At 48.3% G+C, this 19,331-nt stretch carries 14 protein-coding genes; 3 read left to right on the top strand and 11 right to left on the bottom strand.

Annotated elements, in window-relative coordinates; genetic code table 11:
• Positions 1 to 103 precede the first annotated feature (103 nt).
• From argH to EBS36_05220, 8 genes are read right to left on the bottom strand one after another with little or no spacing between them, the layout of a single operon-like run.
• Positions 104 to 1,522, bottom strand: coding sequence for an argininosuccinate lyase (gene argH / locus EBS36_05255; GenBank protein ID NBU32558.1), 1,419 nt, complete (start codon positions 1,520 to 1,522; stop codon positions 104 to 106).
• Positions 1,519 to 2,715, bottom strand: a complete 1,197-nt coding sequence (locus tag EBS36_05250) for an argininosuccinate synthase (protein NBU32557.1) — start codon at positions 2,713 to 2,715, stop codon at positions 1,519 to 1,521. Before EBS36_05250 ends, argH begins: the two co-directional genes overlap by 4 nt.
• 1 nt (position 2,716) lies before the next feature.
• Positions 2,717 to 3,214 (bottom strand): arginine repressor, encoded by a 498-nt coding sequence (argR, locus tag EBS36_05245; protein ID NBU32556.1) that lies wholly within the window; start codon positions 3,212 to 3,214, stop codon positions 2,717 to 2,719.
• Positions 3,211 to 4,389 (bottom strand): acetylornithine transaminase, encoded by a 1,179-nt coding sequence (locus tag EBS36_05240; GenBank protein ID NBU32555.1) that lies wholly within the window; start codon positions 4,387 to 4,389, stop codon positions 3,211 to 3,213. The genes argR and EBS36_05240 overlap by 4 nt, the downstream gene beginning before the upstream one ends.
• Entirely contained in the window at positions 4,386 to 5,264 is an 879-nt protein-coding gene (gene argB, locus EBS36_05235) for an acetylglutamate kinase (protein NBU32554.1), read from the bottom strand. Before argB ends, EBS36_05240 begins: the two co-directional genes overlap by 4 nt.
• Entirely contained in the window at positions 5,261 to 6,415 is a 1,155-nt protein-coding gene (gene argJ / locus EBS36_05230) for a bifunctional glutamate N-acetyltransferase/amino-acid acetyltransferase ArgJ (GenBank protein NBU32553.1), read from the bottom strand. Before argJ ends, argB begins: the two co-directional genes overlap by 4 nt.
• Entirely contained in the window at positions 6,412 to 7,443 is a 1,032-nt protein-coding gene (locus EBS36_05225) for an N-acetyl-gamma-glutamyl-phosphate reductase (protein ID NBU32552.1), read from the bottom strand. The genes argJ and EBS36_05225 overlap by 4 nt, the downstream gene beginning before the upstream one ends.
• A 54-nt stretch (positions 7,444 to 7,497) precedes the next feature.
• Positions 7,498 to 10,464 (bottom strand): glycosyl hydrolase family protein, encoded by a 2,967-nt coding sequence (locus tag EBS36_05220; protein ID NBU32551.1) that lies wholly within the window; start codon positions 10,462 to 10,464, stop codon positions 7,498 to 7,500.
• Positions 10,465 to 10,647: 183 nt separating this feature from the next.
• Between EBS36_05220 and EBS36_05215 the strand changes: the two genes are divergently transcribed.
• The gene (locus EBS36_05215) at positions 10,648 to 11,613 is read left to right on the top strand and encodes a hypothetical protein (GenBank protein ID NBU32550.1); all 966 of its coding nucleotides are present in this window, start codon (positions 10,648 to 10,650) and stop codon (positions 11,611 to 11,613) included.
• Positions 11,614 to 11,627: 14 nt separating this feature from the next.
• Here EBS36_05215 and EBS36_05210 read toward each other — a convergent pair whose 3' ends face one another.
• Positions 11,628 to 12,767 (bottom strand): hypothetical protein, encoded by a 1,140-nt coding sequence (locus EBS36_05210; GenBank protein NBU32549.1) that lies wholly within the window; start codon positions 12,765 to 12,767, stop codon positions 11,628 to 11,630.
• Positions 12,768 to 12,851: 84 nt separating this feature from the next.
• Here EBS36_05210 and EBS36_05205 point away from each other — a divergent pair, with 84 nt between their 5' ends.
• On the top strand, positions 12,852 to 13,988 hold the full coding sequence (locus EBS36_05205) for a hypothetical protein (GenBank protein ID NBU32548.1): 1,137 nt from the start codon (positions 12,852 to 12,854) through the stop codon (positions 13,986 to 13,988).
• Here the strand turns inward: EBS36_05205 and EBS36_05200 are convergent.
• The gene (locus EBS36_05200; protein NBU32547.1) at positions 13,978 to 15,024 is read right to left on the bottom strand and encodes a glycosyltransferase family 1 protein; all 1,047 of its coding nucleotides are present in this window, start codon (positions 15,022 to 15,024) and stop codon (positions 13,978 to 13,980) included. The two genes, EBS36_05205 and EBS36_05200, sit on opposite strands and share 11 nt — an antisense overlap.
• Positions 15,025 to 15,122: 98 nt before the next feature.
• Between EBS36_05200 and EBS36_05195 the strand changes: the two genes are divergently transcribed.
• The gene (locus tag EBS36_05195) at positions 15,123 to 16,955 is read left to right on the top strand and encodes an ABC transporter ATP-binding protein (GenBank protein ID NBU32546.1); all 1,833 of its coding nucleotides are present in this window, start codon (positions 15,123 to 15,125) and stop codon (positions 16,953 to 16,955) included.
• A gap of 70 nt (positions 16,956 to 17,025) precedes the next feature.
• On the opposite strand, the gene EBS36_05190 is transcribed toward EBS36_05195, so the two are convergent.
• Positions 17,026 to 19,224 carry an acyltransferase gene (locus EBS36_05190; GenBank protein ID NBU32545.1) on the bottom strand — a complete coding sequence of 733 codons (2,199 nt, stop codon included), beginning with the start codon at positions 19,222 to 19,224 and terminating at the stop codon, positions 17,026 to 17,028.
• Positions 19,225 to 19,331 lie beyond the last annotated feature (107 nt).

Here is a 19,331-nt window from a genome sequence, read left to right as displayed (position 1 = left end):
TAAGAAGGGGCTACAATTATGCAAATTCGCTTTTCGGTCCAAAAATTATTTCAAGGTAATTCTTGTTGGCAACCTGGTCATCAATTTCGCAACATTCTTGTTGTTAAAAAATCTCGTGAGGTTTTGAATGTGACCAAATCCGCTGTATCCCAATCAGAGTCTTAGCGGTTGATAGTTGTGCTGACACGGAGTTGGGGGCTGTCCCATTGACAGTCGACTTCGCCGCGAGCGATCCTTCGACAGATAGCACCTTGCGTACCTCGGAAGTTAGCCGCGAATCAACTGTCATCAACTGTTCGGTAGAGAGTTCGTTGAGTTCCACACCGGCTGTTTCTGCGGCTTTAACACAGGAGCCCGCGATCTCATGAGCCTGCCGAAATGGCACATTTTGCTGCACGAGCCAATCTGCAATTTCAGTGGCGAGTGCGAAACCTTCAGGCGCGGAGTTAGCCATACGCTCAGTATCGAATTCTAGGGTTTCGACGCATCCTGCCATCGCTGGCAAAACTAGTTGCAACGTTTTTATCGAATCTATGACCGACTCTTTGTCTTCCTGCAAGTCGCGATTGTAGGCAAATGGCAATCCCTTGAGCATGGTAAGTACAGCAGTCAAGTTTCCGATAAGTCGGCCCGACTTACCTCGAGCCAGTTCGGCAACATCAGGGTTCTTTTTCTGCGGCATTATGGAGGAGCCAGTAGACCAGCCATCAGCTAATTTTGCCCAGCCAAATTCTTTACTTGCCCATAAACAGATTTCTTCACCAAGCCTGGATAGATGAACACCAATTAGTGCAGTTACGAATAAGAATTCAGCGACAAAATCACGATCGCTAACTCCATCTATTGAGTTCTCAACAATTTCAGTGAAGCCAAGTTCTTCTGCTACAGCGTGTGGATCGAGTTTCAAACTTGAGCCAGCAAGTGCTCCACTTCCCATCGGTGACTTTCCTGCGCGCTTATCCCAATCTTGTAGGCGTTCAATGTCGCGGCTGAATGCATGAATATGCTTTGCCAATTCGTGCCCAAATGAGACTGGTTGAGCATGCTGCAAGTGCGTAAACCCTGGTGCGGGCGAATTAACGTGTCTGGTCGCTTGATCTAGCAGGGCAACTTCTAGCGCACAAATGTTTTCAACGATGTCCCGAGCTGTATTTCGCAGGTACATTCGTAAATCGGTAGCTACTTGATCGTTACGGCTTCGACCTGCCCTGAGTTTTCCGCCGACTTCGAATCCGATTTGGTCAATGAGTCCACGCTCTAGAGCAGTATGTACATCCTCGTCAGCAGGAACCGGCTGGAACTGTCCTGAAAGAACCTGAGTCATTAGGTTGTCTAGTCCAATAACCATAGTTTCGAGTTCATCATCTGTTAACAATCCGGCGCGATGCAAAACTCGCGCATGTGCTTTGCTTTGCGCTAGGTCGTAAGGCGCTAGTACCCAATCAAAATGGATCGACTCACTCAGTGCCGCCATGGCATCACTTGGTCCATCGCTGAATCTGCCGCCCCACAATTTAGTCATGATTCCAGGTCCCGTCGTGCGGCAATCTTGCTTGGCAGGCCCCAGAGATCGACAAAACCTTTAGCTAGCGACTGGTCGAATGTGTCTCCAGTGTCATATGTTGCTAAGTCAAAGTCGTAAAGTGACTTTGGACTACGTCGACCAGTAACCCAAGCACGACCACCATTCATTGCTAGTCGGACTTCCCCAGATACAACGGAATTAACTTCATCAAAAAAGTTTGAAAGTGCGCGGCGCAGTGGACTGAACCATAGGCCGTCATAAACCAACTCCGCCCAGCGCTGCTCAACTTGCCTAGTAAATCGAGCAAGGTCGCGCTCAACTGTTACGTTCATTAACTCTTGATGTGCTGTGATTAAGGCGATTGCACCGGGTGCTTCGTACACTTCGCGGCTCTTGATGCCGACAAGTCGATCTTCTACCATGTCGAGACGGCCGACACCTTGTGCGCCTGCGCGCTGATTCAAAATCTCAATTGCTTCCAGCATGGAGACTTTCTGGCCATCTAGCGCAACTGGCTTGCCACTTTCAAAAGTGATCGTCACTTCATCAATTGGGCGCGAAACTGTTGGATCTTGGGTGTAGGTGTAAAGGTCTTCAATCGGTGGATTCCAGATGTCCTCTAGAAATCCGGTTTCGACCGCTTTACCCCAAACATTTTGGTCAATTGAATACGGTGACTTCTTATTTACATCGATTGGCAAATTGTGCGCTTGTGCATATTCGATTGCCTTATCTCGAGTCAGTGCTAAATCACGAATAGGAGCAATGCATGTAACCTCTGGGGCCAGGTTTTGAATACCTACTTCAAAACGGACTTGATCATTACCTTTGCCGGTACAACCATGGGCCACGATTGTTGCACCATGTTTTTTTGCGGCTGCAACTAGGTGCTTAACAATGACTGGCCGCGAAAGTGCCGAAACCAGCGGATAACGATCCATATATAGCGCATTAGCTTTGAGCGCAGGTAGACAATATTCGTCAGCGAACTCTTGGCGAGCATCAACTACCTCTGCCTCGACTGCTCCGCAGGCCAGGGCACGCTCGCGAATTACCTCAAGGTCTTCGCCGTCTTGACCGACATCAACAGCACAGGCGATCACTTCGGCTCCCGTTGCTTCAGAAATCCAACCGATGCCAACTGAGGTATCTAAACCACCTGAATACGCAAGTACCACCCGATCCGCCACTTTATTCTCCCTGCTTATTTCTAGTCTGAACTTGTCCAGCTAATTTTTGTAATTGCCCAGACACTTTTTTGCCGCCCTGTGGATCCCGAGTTATTACCAGGACCGTGTCATCACCGGCAACGGTGCCAATTATTGAATCAAGACCTGCTCGATCAATGGCAGATGCCAAATAACTCGCAGCTCCTGGTGGAGTTCTCAATACCACGATATTGCCTGAGTACTCCATGTTTGCCATCAGGTCCGCCAAAGTTCTGGCTAGCCGAGAATTATCTTTACTTGGAATCGCTCCTGTGCTGTCTTCGGGAATCGCATACTGAATGACTCCCCCAGCGCCATGAACTTTGATTGCACCCAGGACTTCCAAATCGCGACTCAATGTCGCTTGGGTAATCGATACACCAGACTTCGCTAGCAACTTAACCAGTTCCGCCTGAGATGAAATCTGAGTAGTTGAAATAATTTGTGCAATCTTGTGCAATCTATTAGCTCGTGAACTCATGACTGCTCCTTAAAACTTTGAACGATGGCGGTTTTAAGAATCTGTAGACCTTGGGACAGTTCTTCATTTGAAATCGTTAGCGGCGGGACCAGGCGCAAAATATTTGCTACCGGACTATTTGTAATTAGACCCAGACTCGCTGCCAAATCCACAACATCTGGTCCAAAAGTATCAGCAAGCACTATTCCTAACATTGCACCAGAGCCACGAACCTCAAGCACGCCCGGCAATCCGGCAATTTCAGATCGTATTGTATGTTCCAGGAATCTTGCCCGATTCATTAAGTCATCGCTGGCAACAACGTCGAGTACCGCGTTTGCTGCAGCGCAAGAAATTGGATTTCCGCCAAAAGTAGATCCATGCTGTCCGGGTATTAAGAATGAAGCCGCCTGGCCAAAAGCTACGCAAGCTCCAATGGGCAATCCGCCACCCAAACCTTTTGCCAGTAGTAAGACATCTGGTGCAATCTTCGCCTGCTCGTATGCAAACATTGTTCCAGAGCGCGCAATTCCAGTTTGTACCTCATCTAAAACAAGTAATGCGCCAGTGACATCACAAATCTCGCGGGCCGCTTGCAGAAATTCGGAAGAAAGTGGAATGACACCGCCCTCGCCCAGAATAGGCTCAAGCCAAATTGCTGCCGTCTTGTCCGTCACCGCTTTGCGCAGTTCGGCCAGATTGTTTGGTTCAATGAAAACCACATCAGAAAGCAGTGGATAAAACGGCTGCGATTTTTCTGGCTGACCAGTTAGCGATAAAGCGCCAGTTGTGCGCCCATGGAAGCTTTTCTTGAGGCAAACGATTTGTGTGCGACCGGTCTTGCGAGATAGTTTTATTGCCGCCTCATTAGCCTCTGCGCCTGAGTTGCAGAAAAAGACTCGAGCGCTTGGATGAGTCAATTCAACTAATCGCTGCGCTAACTTCAGTACTTGCGGATGCGTCGCGAAGTTACTCGTATGTCCCAGTGTGGAAACCTGTTCAGTTACCGCTTGTACCAATGCCGGATGTGCATGGCCCAAAGTGTTTACGGCAATTCCGGCAAGAAAATCTATGTATTGCTTTCCATCTGCATCCCAGACAGTAGCATTCTGACCCTTAACTAATGCGAGTTTAGGAGTGCCATAGGTAGGCATGACTGTTGAATTCCAACCAGCTAGTGCCAAAGCAGTGCTCATCCCGGCACCACCATCGTGCCTAGGCCTTCATCGGTGAACACTTCGAGTAACAAGCAGTGCTCCTGTCGCCCATCAACGACTGTGGCCTCGGGCACTCCCTGATCTACGGCCCGAACGCAAGCTTCCATCTTGGGCACCATCCCAGAGCCAAATGTGCTGAGCATCGGGATCAGCTCGGAGACTGAAATTTGCGAAATCAGATCTGATGTGTCCGGCCAGTTCCGATAAAGTCCAGGCACATCGGTTAGCACAACTAACTTCTCAGCTTTCAGTGCCACTGCGATTGCAGATGCTGCAGTATCTGCATTGACATTAAAAAGGTCGCCTTTGGTTCCCACGGCTACAGTCGAAATCACCGGAATCTTGCCCGATGAAATTACCTCAAGAATCGGCTGCGGATTAACTTCAGTCACATCGCCGACGAATCCGATATCTACTGGTGTGCTGTCAACAATTACATCTCGGTGAACCGCATTTAAAATCCCCTGCTCGTCTCCCGATAAACCAACGGCGAAGTCTCCGTGCTGATTAATTAACCTGACGAGTTGTGCCTGAACTTCATTGACCAGGACTTCACGGACAACTTGCATCGTTTCGGCGGTAGTTACTCGGTAGCCACCTTTAAATTCGCTAGTCATACCACGAGCTGTAAGTGCGGCTGAAATTTGTGGCCCACCGCCATGGACAACAACGGGACGCAGGCCACTAAGGCGTAAGTAGGCTACATCAGCGGCAAACGCCTCGATTAATTCCTGACTGACCATGGCATTGCCACCGAATTTTACGACGATAGTAGTTCCGCGAAAACGCTCTAACCATGGCAGTGCTTCTACTAACACTGAAGCTTTTTGCGCGGGCGTTAGATGGCTAATCATGATGAGTACGCCGAATTCTCATGTACATACATCGGGCTCAAATCATTGGTCCAAAGTGTGGCTTCTGCTGAGCCGCTGTTGAGTGAGATATCAATTTCTACAAAACGATGGCTCAAATCAACTTGTGGCTCAGATAAGAGCGCTGCACCGTTTCGGCAAACAACAACTTTATTAAAGTAAACATCAACTCCATCAGGCTCGAATGCTGCAGCGGTGGTGCCAAGTGCGGCTAACACTCGGCCCCAATTTGGATCTTCACCATGTATCGCACATTTCAACAGGTTGCTTCGCGAAACTGCTCTTGCGACTTCCAGGGCATCCGACTCAGTTGCTGCGGTACTCACTGAAATCTTGATTTCCTTGGTAGCGCCTTCGGCATCGGCAATCAATTGAGCTGCTAGATCTAAGCAAACCGCAGTCAATGCTGATTCAAAGTCAGTGACTTCGGGAGTAAATCCTGATGCCGCGGACGAGAGTAGCAATACGGTGTCATTGGTCGACATACAGCCATCTGAATCTATTCGGTCGAATGTTAAGCGAGTGGCTTTTCGCAATGCATTGTCGGCCGTCATTGCATCAAGGTTTGCATCGGTGGTAATAACCACCAGCATGGTTGCTAAACCAGGAGCCAACATGCCAGCGCCTTTTGCCATCGCCCCTATCCGCCAACCAGAAGTTGACTCAAAAGAAGCAAGTTTGGGTACTGAGTCGGTAGTCATGATTGCATTTGCAGCGGCAATACCCCCTTGGTCAGAAATTTCTGCTGCCGCCAAATGAATACCTGTGGTCAATTTATCCATTGGCAGTCGCTTGCCAATCAAACCAGTCGAGCAGACCGCTACCTCAATTGCGCCAATGCCTAATAACTTGGCCACCAATTCAGCGCTGTGATGGGTATCAGCAAACCCGTCTGGTCCAGTACAGGCATTAGCTCCACCTGAATTGATAATTACCGCTTTTGCCATACCGTTTTTTAGACACTGCTGCGACCACAGCACAGGTGCTGCTTTTATGCGATTGCGAGTAAACACTGCTGCTGCTGAAAAATGCGGACCATCATTTACTACTAAAGCAACATCTGACTTGCCAGACTCCTTTAAGCCAGCAGCCACACCGGTTGCGCGAAAGCCCCTGGGAAAAGTTACGCTCACGGTGCGATTCCTATCGCAGTGAGCCCTGCTCCTTCTGGTAGGCCAAACATGAGATTTGCATTTTGTACGGCTTGTCCAGCCGCACCCTTTATTAAATTATCTAAAGCCGTTACTACTGTGACCCGATTCGTGTGCGGATCTACCGCAACTTGAAGGTGAACGGCATTGCTGCCAAGCGTCGCGGCGGTGTTAGGTAGTTGGTCAGCAGGAAGTACTCGGACGAAAGACTCGCCTTGATATGCATCAATGAGTGCTTTGCGTATCGCTTGTTCGTTCGCATTAGCCTTTGCGCTAATCGTGGCCAAAATCCCTCTGGGCATAGGCGCTAGCATTGGCGTGAAATTTATTGCCACAGATTCTGAGGTGAGCCCCTGTAATTCTTGCTCGATCTCTGGGGTGTGTTGATGTGTTCCACCGATTCTGTAAGCAGACATTGCGCCCATAACTTCACTGCCGAGCAGGTTTGCTGTTGCTCTGCGACCTGCGCCTGAAGTCCCTGATGCGGCGACAACGATGATGTCATTTACTTCGATTAATTGAGCACAAATCAGAGGAGCTAGGCCAAGCTCAATGGCAGTGGCGTAGCAACCTGGATTGGCCACTTTGCTACTAGCTGCAATTTGTGTTCTGCGTCCAGGTAATTCTGGAAGACCGTAAACAAATGAACCCGCATAAGCGCCTTCATAATATTTCTCCCACTGCCCTGCGTCCGTCAGTCGGAAATCTGCACCTAAATCGACCACCTTTACGGACTCTGGCAAGGTTGTTATCAATTCACCGGACTGACCATGCGGTAGGGCTAGAAAAATTAACTCGGCATCGGCAAGTGCGTCAGCAGAAGTTTGGGCAAACATCAGGTCCGCCAACTCAGCTTGAGCAGAAAATTGCGGGTGCACCTGCGCTAGTCGACTACCGGCCAACGAGCCCGCAGTAATTGTGCGTAGTTCAAAATCTGGATGACTATGCACTAGACGAATGAGTTCAGCACCGGCATATCCCGAAGCTCCGACAATTGCTACCTTTGGCATTTCTCAATTATACATAAACATGCATAATTGCATAATTAGCCAGAGTCCAATCAGTTACGGGGTTATGGTTACGCTACCTTGACCATTTACGGAGTAGTACCGGATGTAATCAACACTCATGCTGGTAGAACTCAATGCGGGATCAATGACACCGCCCATACTTCCACCCATCGCAACGTTGAAAATCGCATAAAACTTTGGTGCTGAGCCATTTGCTTGTGGTCCAAATGGCCACACTGCATTTGGCACATTTGCCTTATTAAGCGAGTAGCGAGCAACTCCATCGATATACCAAGTAAGCGAGGTTGGAGTCCACAGGATGCCGTACGTGTGATAGTCGTCCGAGAGTTTGACAGGCAGAGTCGTTGTGTTTTGATTCGGCCCTTGGATATGACTACCTTGCGTTGTGGTCGACCAGTGAGCCGTTCCCCAGTTGGTATATGGGGCGTTTCCTTCGCCTTCCATGATGTCAATCTCACCGCACACCGGCCATGGTCGGATTGCAATGTCTTGGCCCAGCATCCAGAACGCGGGCCAGGTGCCACCACCAGCAGGATTCTTAATCCGAGCTTCTAGATATCCATATGTGAAATTCACTTTTCCATAAGAAGTTATTTTGCCGCTACTCCACTCGCATTTGCCGTAATAGCAATTTGGTGCACTGCTACCTGAGAGACGGTTGGAGGTTATGACAAGACTTGATGATCCATTGAGCTTATTTGCGCCGGAGACATACCATTGACGTTCGCCATTTCCCCAGCCGCAATTACCGATGTTGCAGCCGTCCTCTAAATCTGCAGTCCAGTAACTTGAATTAGGACCGGTGCCCGATGTTCCGGAAAAATCATCTTGCCAGAGCAAGGACATTGTTGGGGACGGTGAAGGATCGGCCGGCGGAGCTTGGTCATAGGCAATGTTTATGATGTCCACGATGTCTGTCCCGACATTGGCGACGTATGCCGAAATTTGTGTATATAAGAAACTGCCCACAGCATCCAAGTTTGTAATTGCAAAACTAACGTTGCCGTTGGTATCTGTAATTCCGGTAACTGTGCCTTGATGTGTGCCGGTTCCTGCTTCTGTTCCACTTGTTGTTACAGACCCGACTCGAACGTGTGCGGTTGAGTTACTGTACCCCTTGCCCAGAATCAAAGTAACAGTCTTGTTCGCTGCCACATTGCCCAGTTTGTCCTTCACATTGAAGCTGACGGTCTTGGTGTAACTCACGGGCAAGTGGACGGTTCCATAACGCAAACCATTCGCATACCAGCCATTACTTACCCAAAGCGCCGCATCACCAAGATTCTGGGCGAATTCTGAATTTGAGAAAGTCGTTTGCCTAACCGTCCAAGGTCCACCGCTGGCCGGCGATGCGGTAGCTGACGGCGTCGCTGACGCGGTTGGGGTTGGGGTCGCTCCACCTGCGACAAAGGTTGCATTTAACGCTGCTGATGTGTACCCCGGTCCGCGCTGGCGGATTTCAAAGGTGGAGCCGATGTTGCTTCCCGTGAAGGTTGCCAAGAAATAACCGCTCCCGCTGGAATCAAGCATCAATTGGCACTGTGTTGTCGCACCATCTGGATAGCAACTGCTACTGGACCATGGCGCAGACAGTTCGGTGTGCGGAACACTTGAGGTCATACCTACTGAGAATGAGTCAAGGGTGATCAATACTCGTTTGCCAGCGTTTGCCGAATTCGAGTTGTAATTAATGCGAACCGGTCGCCCTACGGGGACGGAGACCGCACTATTAGAAATCGTGCGAATTACACCATCAACGGAGATCGAAACATTCGTGATGGGACCACAAAGTTGTGCTGCATCCTCGACGCAAGATAATGCAGTTGCAGTCGGTGTTGGTGTAGGCGTTGCCGTAGCGGTTCCGGAGGAAATTGAAAATGACTGAGTGACAGGCGTAGCGGCTGAATAATATACATTTCCGCTGTTACTAGCCCGGAGCGTGCATGTTCCAGCTTTGATTGCCTTTACGGCCCCGGCAATCACTGCACAGACAGTAGGAGTAAGACTTAGGTAGCTAACGGTCCCGCCAATTGAACTCGCAGACAAGGTTTGATTTGCCGAATCGGTAGACATATTTGTTAGCGAATCGAAGGTGATTTCATTTCCGGCTTTGGTTATTGCAAATCCCCTAGTTACCGCAGTGGCACGAGCAAAATCGGCATCGCCGAGGTTTGTTGCACGCAGACTGCAAGTTCCTGGTTTAAGTGCGAAAACTTCAAATCCGCTTACTGAGCAAATAGCTGGCGTAAGAGTTGATACAACCGTTTCTCCGCCTGTTTGTGTTATGTCGAGAGACTGCGTCTGTCCGTATTTAATTGATGCAGGAGCGACAAATCTAATTGCATTTCTGGCCGCAACTGCTTTTACTGACTTGCTAGCGATCGGGCTATTGCCCAAGTAATTAGTAGCCCTCAGTCGTAAGGCATAGGTCAATCCATTCGTAAGATTTGAAATAACTAGTGGATTCGATGAAACCGGATTCCAGGTAACCCCAGCATCGAGTGAAAAGCTGACATTGGTAATCGTGGAACCATTTGGATTACCTAATATGTAATTCACACTTAGCGTGCGTGAAATGCTAGTTCCCACCGACTGGATGACTGGAATGCTTGGAACCTTGGCCGAAGTCGTTGACGGCGACATAAAAACTGGATCAGAGGCAGCAGACCAGCCCGCTGAATTTTGGGCGCGGATTACAAAATCGTAGAGACTATTGTTCGTTAGTCCGGTAAATGTATGTGCGGTAGCCGTTGGCGCTGGGGTCGCCCGAACCTCGGTTATGCCATTTGTGCCAACAATCTGAAATGCACTCAAATTACTTCCGCCGTCGGACCCTGCTTGCCAGCGAATGGTTACCGAAGCATTTCCGCGCGTAGCCTGGATATTTTGTGGTGCATCGGGCACGGATACCAATGGTGCTGAAAGTGCTGCGCTAGAGATTAGTAAGGAAAAAACTAATCCGATCAAAGCGACACTTCTGGTGAGCGAAATGCGCGTCATTATTTCTCACATTCATTTGAACCGATTGGCTAAATTCATTTAACCACAGGAAATTAACGGCGTAGGCAATTCAGAAGGGGATTCGCTATTCACAGGCAAATCTAAGGACTCAGCGGCAAGTGGCCATTGGGGCAAAGAAGCTGACTAGAAATATGATCCGCAGAAAAAGGTAGTATTTTCTGTATGCTCACTGCTGCAACCAAATTTCTCAAGACTGCTAGAAGGAATTTTCGCCTTCGCAAGCAAATTCGATTAGAAGGCAATCAAATCAAAAGAGAATTTGAACTAGACAAAGACCGATATCTACGGCACAGCACACCAAAGGACTCGTTGTACCAGGCGGCGAAATTGGAACACGAATTTAGAACCCAAATAGATAGAGATGTCCATCGGGTCGAAAAGGGGTTAGCTTTGCGCAATCCCAAAAGACCGTTTGGAAAAGACTTACTCATCCGACTGCAATTCCTTTTAGCAAAATTGCCTTCAAAGAACAGCAACCTTCGAACTTCGCTCCAAGGTGCTATTGATGACTTGACGGAATGGAATTCTGGTTCAGGACCTTCAGAAAATTCGGCTCCTCAGTATGCAGAATACAAAATTCCAGAAAATTTCGATTTGCAAAAGTTTTTCTGGAGTCGCAAGAGTCTCCGAGTTTTTTCGGATAGACCAGTGGATCGGGAATTAATTTCTCAGGCGGTAGACCTAGCAAGAAATACTCCATCCGTATGTAACCGGCAATCTTGGCAAGTGTATGCAATTGACCAGAGTGAGTTACTCGAGGCAGTCCTGCCGCTTCAGAATGGGAATGAAAGTTTTAGGTCTGAAATCAAGATGGCGTTGGTGATCACATCAGACCTGAACAAATTCAGCGGAGCAGGCGAACGCAATCAGGTATGGATAGACGGCGGACTGTTTTCAATGTCGCTCGCCTGGGCATTGCATGGTCTTGGCTTAGGCACCTGCATGCTCAACTGGTCAGTCTTGAATTCACAGTCAGAGAGACTGCGTCAAAAATTACACATGCCAGATAACGAAGAAGTAATGATGCTCATGGCAGTTGGCCACCCGGAAACAAACATCAGATTCGCCAAGTCCGAGAAAAAGTTAGGCGAAGAAATCCTCATTTGGCCAACGCCGCAGATGGATTAAACGGCTAGCGGAGATTAGTTCTTTGACGTTGATAATTTAGTAAGTTCTACCAAGACTTGGTCCATGGCGTTCTCCCAGGACAGAGTTCGAAGTTCACCTTCGATTGCCAGTTCTTGCTGAGCCCTAATTTGCAAGTTTTGCAGTGGCTTTAATTTCTCAATTAACTCATCTGCATTACTAAAAGTGAATTTAGAAAGATATCCACTGAGCTCGGGCGGCGCGGTACTCAGCGTGTAAGGAGAAATTAAACACAGCCTATTTCTCTGCAGTGATTCGGTGATCTTTAACTGACTACCGCCGCCAGAAGTGGTTGGGATAACGGAGGCAAGCGCGCCTTGATAAATGGCCTCCTGTGACTCTGGATCCGAAACTATCCTTAGATTGACGCTCTCCATTAAGTTCAACTTATTGGCAGAGCGTCCTGCAACTACTAATTCAAGGTCTGGAAAGACTGCCGAGACTTTTGGCCAAAAGTTTTCGACGAAATCCAAAGTTGACTCAATATTCGGCGCATAATTCATTGAGGCAAAAATCAGCAGATAGGCATCTGATCCCGTTGTGGCCAGAGGCTGATAATTGACCCCATTTGGCGCAAGCAGAACATTTGCATCCCATTCAGATAAGCGACACGCATCCTTTTCACTCAGTGCTACAGCGGCCTTGGCTTTTCGGGCGACTTTTGGCTCCCATATTTTCGCCTTAAGTGATTCAAGCATCAACCTAAATTTCCCGCGCATTTTTTGTGACTTGGCCATAGAGGCAAATCTTTCGCCTTCAATGTTTGCGAACTCAACAAAACTAATGTCAGCGAACTCTGCAAAGAGTGCCGGCGCACCTGCTGGTAGATAGGAATGAGTCCAATAAATGAGGTCAGGCTGAACTTGATCGATGAACTCTCGTAACCTTGCTTGATTGTGGCCCAAAAGATCAGCACCGAGTTTAGGCCGGAACGAAAATTTGTTTCTGCTACTGGCTTGCTTCACGAGGCGAATTGAACCAGCTATGAAATCTGGGGCTTGAAAATCTTGCCCGCTTGGTGCCGCCAAGTAAACCTCGTGGTGTGATCCAAATACTTGCAAGACCTGGGCAATGCGAATCCGTCCACCATGGTTACTTGGCCATGGTGACTCGTTGGCAATTACTACTAATTTCACAGTGACCGCTTCTTCTGGGACTACCTAATAGTAATCAATCAGGAGGAATGTTTGAGTTAGCAACGAGATGTCGGGGAATCTAACGTGAATTGGGCAACGGATAAGATTGACCTTGTGAAAAAAGCTTTGCTTACCAAATGGAAACGAATCAGACGCTCACTTCGAGAAACGGCAGAGACCATATATCTTTATCTGCCTTACCAGAAAGTCCCAGAAAATCGCAATTTGGTTGCAGTGTGGACCGCACCTCGAATTACAAACAATGTCGGGGATCGCGCTCTGACCGAGGGTTCGATCAACCTAATCCCAGACTCCAACTGTCTGCTTATCGCCCGTGACGGACAGGAATATGCAGACAGCTTGGCGAAGGTGTTTACCTTTCCGCAAACTTCAGAAGCTGGTCGCTTCATTGATTTTGTAAAAATTATTGCCAAATGGTTAGCTAACCAAAAAGTAAAAGTTCAACTTTTTTCGATGAGTTGGAATACCTCCCCTACCAGTGCAGCCAAGCAGGCCGCACTTAGCGCAAGTAAAAATGGCGTAACCACCTTTAGTCGCGATGAACTTTCAGTGCGACGATTGCGTGATTTAGGGGTTAAAGCAGAGTTTGCAGCTGACGTTTCATTTCTGCGTTCAAATTACGTTGAACCTAACGACGAAGTACAAGCTTGGTTTAATCGGCCAACTAAGAAAGTCCTGGTAAATGTTAGTGATTGGGTAACTGACGATCCGACGATGTTTACAGGACTGATAAGTGCTCTTAGCTCGCTAGGAGATGACTATGAAATTCTCTATGTGCCAATGGTTCACTACGGCGCAAACACCGACACCGTTGCCTGCACAAAGTTAGCAAACGAGGTAACTGGCTGGGTCCTGCCTAAACTGCCAACCCCAAGCGAGTTGCGCTGGATGGCAGAACGGTCGGAGTTCAGTATCTCGGCTCGTATGCACTGTTGTCTGATTGGATTTGCTGCCGGTTTGCCTTCGGTTGGCCTGGAATATCAGGGAAAGTTTGAAGGCGCCTTCAAGGTTTTCGGCTTGGAGAGATTTGCCATCAAACCCGAAGAGTTCAGCGCAAAGTTCCTTCCGGCATTTGATGAGATTGTTGCCACTAATGCTGAACTACGAGCAAATATTCTGCAGCAATTGCCGGATGTTACTGCCAGCGCAAGAGTTCCTGTTGACTTAGCGCTAGCAAGCATTAAAGGGATTACCGACTAAGCAACTCTTGATAAAGCCCTACATGGGCCGCAATGTAATCATCCCAAGTCTTGCCTTGCATAAAGTCCTTTCCAGCCTGACTCATGTGCTCACGAGCCGCTTTGGAAAGTATCTCAGCCTGGCTAATGGCAGCTGCGAGTCCCTCATGACCTAGCTCTGCGTCAAACCAGACGGCAGCATCGCGTGGCACCCAAGTCAAGCTTGGCAAATTAGGCAAGATCAGCGGCACCCCCATTTGCATGGCTAGATTAACAAATCCGGAATTCGATATTTGCCTGAAAGGACAAACTAGAAAATCTGTTGCGAGCAACAAGTTTGCCAACTCATCGTCACTGAGAAAGTTGAGATTTAGGTTCAACTTATGTTGTGCTCTCACCAAATCTGACAACGCGAGAATTTCAGTCTTAAAAGGTCCTTCGGATGCCGATCCTGCCAAAGTGAACACGTTTTCACTTTGTAGTAATGAAACCGCTTTGAGAAAAATGTCGGGGCCCTTGTATGGCCTCACATGGCCAAGCGCTGAAAAATTCAGTTGGCCATCAATAATTTGGAGCTCACTTCGAACAGTGTCATAATCCTTTGTTGGGACAAGGGACGGTTCAGCAGCAGAAATCAGAACCAGCTTTTTAGGTGCAAATGAGTTTTGGATTGCTGAGAAATTTTCCTCATTCAATGCGATAACGCAATCGCAGTTTCTAGCCAGCAGTTTTCTGGCAGCAATGTCATCTGGAAAAACTTTGTCGTGTGGTAGAAAATTGTGCGCCGTCCAGACAAGGTAGAGTCCGGAAATTTTTAATCCAAAGAAAAATAAGTTATGCCATAAATAAAAGAATTTGTCGGCTAACGCGCCTTTTGGTCTTGGCGGCCGGAACTGACCAGAGACCCAATGTATGTGCATGATTCGATAACCAAGTAACCGATAATAAAGCGGAGCGATTGGTGAAAGAAGTACGAGCAGGGCAATTTTTGAAAGTTTGGGTTCACTCTTTTTGGTTGCGATGCCAGAGCTAGAGATGCCTGCGACCAGAGAGACCACATGTTGATTGTTGATCCAGACATAGTGGATTACTTTTTTCCGACTGGTCGTTGACTTGGCCACAAGTTAAGACTAGGGCAAGCAGGTATGATTGGGACATGCCGATAATTGCCGCGCTAAAACGGGCCTTAGAGCTACTAAAACCTCGCGACCACAGGCGCCTCTACCTTGGCATGGCGGCCCAAGTCTGCATCTCGCTTCTCGACACGGCTGGAGTGCTTTTAATTGGCGCAATCACCTACATAGCGAGCTCCACCACAGAAGGAAATGGCGTGCCCAAATCTGTGGAATCAGTTCTGGCGAAATTGGGTTTTGAGAGCGTTCAAGCCAATAAACTTCTGGCCATTCTTGGCGTGATTGCGATCATTCTATTTATGGGTCGCAGTATCATCGCACCACTTCTGCTGCGCAAAATCTTACGGTTTCTAACTAGTCGAAGCGCGGAAATCTCCGGTGAACTAACTCGTAAACACTTTAATCAGAGCCTTAAGGAAGTGCAGTGGGCAACTAGTCAGCGCACCGCGTTTGCCCTTGGCTCGGGAATTAGCGCCACAATCTCTGACACATTAGGCGCTTGGGTGGTTTTAGTAGCGGAGGCATCGTTGCTGGTGATGCTCAGTATCACGCTGCTGATCATTGCACCTGGAATAACTATTTTCACACTGATTTATTTCATGATTGTGGTCTATTTCATGCAAAAATGGCTTGGTCGCAAGTCAAGTCGAGCGGCAAAGCGTCGATACGCAGCCGACATTGCCGGGGCTAGCGCTGTGGTCGAACTCGTCGGATCATTTCGAGAGGTATTCGTCGGGAATCACGTTGAATATTATGTCGATAAATTTAGCCACATTAGGCGCAGTGGCGCAGCCGCGCAATCCACTTTGCAGTTAATCAATTACATTCCGAAATATGCCCTCGAAGCAGCGCTTATCACCGGCGCTGGCCTACTTACGGTATTCGAATTCAGCACCCAAACTCCAACCAAGGCAATCTCCACATTGGTTTTGTTCATGTCCGCAGCATCTAGAATGTTTCCGTCACTAATCAGAATTCAGGGATCAGCTACTTCAATTAGGGCAGCCAGCTCCGCCGCCCGATATTCCACAGAACTTCTGGCAATTATGAAAGATCGCGAACTGCGACAAAAGGATTTTCAACCTGATTTGGACTTTAAGAAAATTCGAGAGACTGAAAAGTTTGTCCCAGAAATTAGAATAGAAAATCTTTCTTTCAAGTATGGGTCGGACAGCGATTTAATTATCGACAGTGTGAGTTTAGAAATTCCGGTCGGTAGCTTTGTTGCAATAGTCGGACCTACTGGCTCAGGTAAATCAACATTGGTTGACTTAATCCTTGGAGTAAGTGACCCAATTAGTGGAGTGCTCTGCATTAGTGGAATGCCGCCGCGCCAAGCTGTACAAGTATGGCCCGGGCAAATTGGTTTCGTCCCACAAACAGTTTCTTTGAATGCAGCATCGGTTCGGGAAAATGTGGCCATCGGCCTAAAGCCTGGTGAGATAGACGACGCCAAGGTATGGGCGGTTTTAGAGCAGGTTCGACTTGCTGAGTTGCTCAGAAATTCTCGCGAAGGACTTGATACCGAGGTTGGCGAACGCGGGCTACGATTCAGTGGTGGCCAGCGCCAGCGGTTAGGCCTAGCTCGTGCTCTGTACACGGATCCGAAATTACTTGTTCTTGACGAAGCCACCAGTGCTTTGGACTCTGAGACCGAGTCAGCGGTTAGCCAGGCCATATCTGAGATGGGAAGTAATGTCACTCGAGTAACGATTGCTCATCGCTTGGCAACTGTAATGGATGCAGATCAAGTTATCTATCTAGATTCTGGAAGGGTCCTTGCCACCGGTACTTTCCAGGAAGTCAGACAAGCCGTACCTGAATTTGATCAACAGGCCAAACTCTTAGGTCTTTAGATTTAACGGCATGGCACTGAGCAGAGGATCTGTATTCCGTTTGTTCTATCCCGGCGCAACAGCAGACTTTTTACTGATCAGCCAGATCTAAAACTCCTTGCTTATCCAGCGACCTTCTGAGAAATGGCGCGATACTTTCGCTGACACTAGGGATGAGGTGTCCTCCGTCTGCCGTTGCTGGAGATTTTCCAATAATGGCAGGACATAGGATCGAGACGCCTGTTGGAGTACAAAGCGCCTCGCTAGCATCCCAGAAGCCAGTCCTAAATCGATTGACTATCTCTTGTTGTACCTTGCCTAATGGGCCCAACGAGTACTTGATTGGCTTGCATTTTTCTAGCGAGCCTTTAGTATCCAAACACTCTTTTAGATTTGGAAATTTGGGTGTCTTTGCGATTATGAAAACATACTTGCTTGCTGCGGTAATTCGAGGCATAACTTTTAAATATGCGGTTCGGTATTCACCAGTTGTAGGAAAGGCATCTACTGCATCATTGAGAAATACTAGATCTGGCTTAGCAGATTCAAGATATCGAAGTGTCTTCTCTCTGTGTTCGGCACAGCGAACATTGAATTCATTAAGCTTTCTGGGTTTAAGTACCGGAACCGGACAACCAGGCATCGCTAAAAGTTTTATGTTCCACTTATCAGTATTCAGGCTTCGCAAAATAGCTGGCCACAAAGTACGGGCATGGCTGTCGCCGAGAATGATTGCCGTTCGAGCAGTCTTGGGCTCTGCTGCGCTTGACTCACAAACAAATGAAAGCGTGACGGGATCATTGCTCTTGCCTTGGCAGGGGCCAAATCCTCCGGTGCTCGCAATTTTGGTCATGGTCTTTAAATCTGGGTCCAAATCACTTGGAAGCTCAGTAAGCGACAAGGACTTCGCAACTAATTGACGCCACTGAGAAATAGCTGACGAATCAGCGTTCGTGTCATCAAGCAAAGTGCTTGGGTTTGGATTTGGATCGAACTGTATTGCCGAAGGCGGTGGGGCCCAGCCGCTGTCATCAGCTTTTGCTGGCGGATAGAGTGCATAAGCCAGGGCGGCCACCAAAATAAAAGAAATAGTTCCAGTGCGCCATGGCGACTGCTGTACATGTGGCCGAAGCGCCGCCCTCATTTGCTTGCGCTTACTCTCATACAACGGTATGCGAAGTGCAGGTTTCTCAATCAGGAAGTACGTAATCGTACTTATCGCCAGGGCAACCAGGATTCCCAAAAATCGTTGACCCAACGAGTCTAGATAGCCCAATTGCTTGCCAAAAACTACTAGTGGCCAATGCCAGAGGTAAAGCGAATATGAGATTGCACCAATGCCAACAAATATTGGGAAAGAGAGAAATCTATTTACCGCATCTGGCTGGTCCTGGTCTGCTCCCGATAGCAGTAAAAACCCGGTTGCCAGAGCTGGGACAAATAGCGTGATGCCAAAGTTATTTGGCGTAACTAGCGCCATCGAGGCCAGTAACACCGCGAGTGCCGCCCAGCGAAGTGGCAAGAAGGAGTCTCCCAGTTTCTCACGCAGGACTTGAGGTCGCACCAAACTCAATACCCCACCAAGTGCTAACTCCCAGACACGCCCAAATGTCGAGAAATATGCAACACTCGGATTTCGACTGAAGTCGACGATCAACCAGATTGCCGAAGCGGCTATCGCGAGAGCAAAAAACAGATTCGTTCGAGGAATGCTCGAGACGCGATTAGTTTTTGGTGAGACCCGACCACGAATGTTCGATACGAACAAGAAGAACATTGGCCAGATCAAATAAAACTGCTCCTCAACTGCAAGCGACCAGTAGTGCTGGAGTGGCGAGGCATCTTGAGTCTGGGCAAAATAATCAGTGGCTTGATGCATGAAATTAATGTTTGCGGCAAAGAATACTGTCCAGATGGAATCTGCTTTTATCTGCTCAAACTGTAGGGTGTTGAGCCTAGCAAGCGCATAGATGTTTACCGCAATGAGCACAAAAAAAGCAGCAGGCAAGATCCTGCGAACACGTTTGAGATAGAACTTAGACATTGAGATCCGACCAGGCATAAACACCTCGGATTTGGATGCCGAAAACTCTCGGTACAAAATTCCGGTGATTAAGTAGCCTGACAGGACGAAGAAAATGTCAGGGCCGATGAAGCCGCCTGTGAAACCAGGGATTTCGAAGTGGCAAAGTACCACCATTAATACCGCGATTGCCCGCAGGCCAGCTATGTCGTAGCGGAAGCCTGGCCGGTTTTGGCGTGAGATGAATTTTGCAACTATTGTGCTCAACGCATCACCACCCCAATCACCTTAAAGAAACCCGCCACTTGTGCCTACTTCCCAATCGTACTCCAGCCATCGCCCTTAAAATCAGGGCAATTTCTGGGCCCGAATCG

It is taken from the genome of Actinomycetota bacterium (assembly GCA_009923495.1).
In the GTDB taxonomy this organism is placed as follows: domain Bacteria; phylum Actinomycetota; class Actinomycetes; order S36-B12; family UBA5976; genus UBA5976.
Note: the sequence above shows the minus strand (reverse complement) of the source record. Positions and strands in the feature narration are given on the sequence as shown.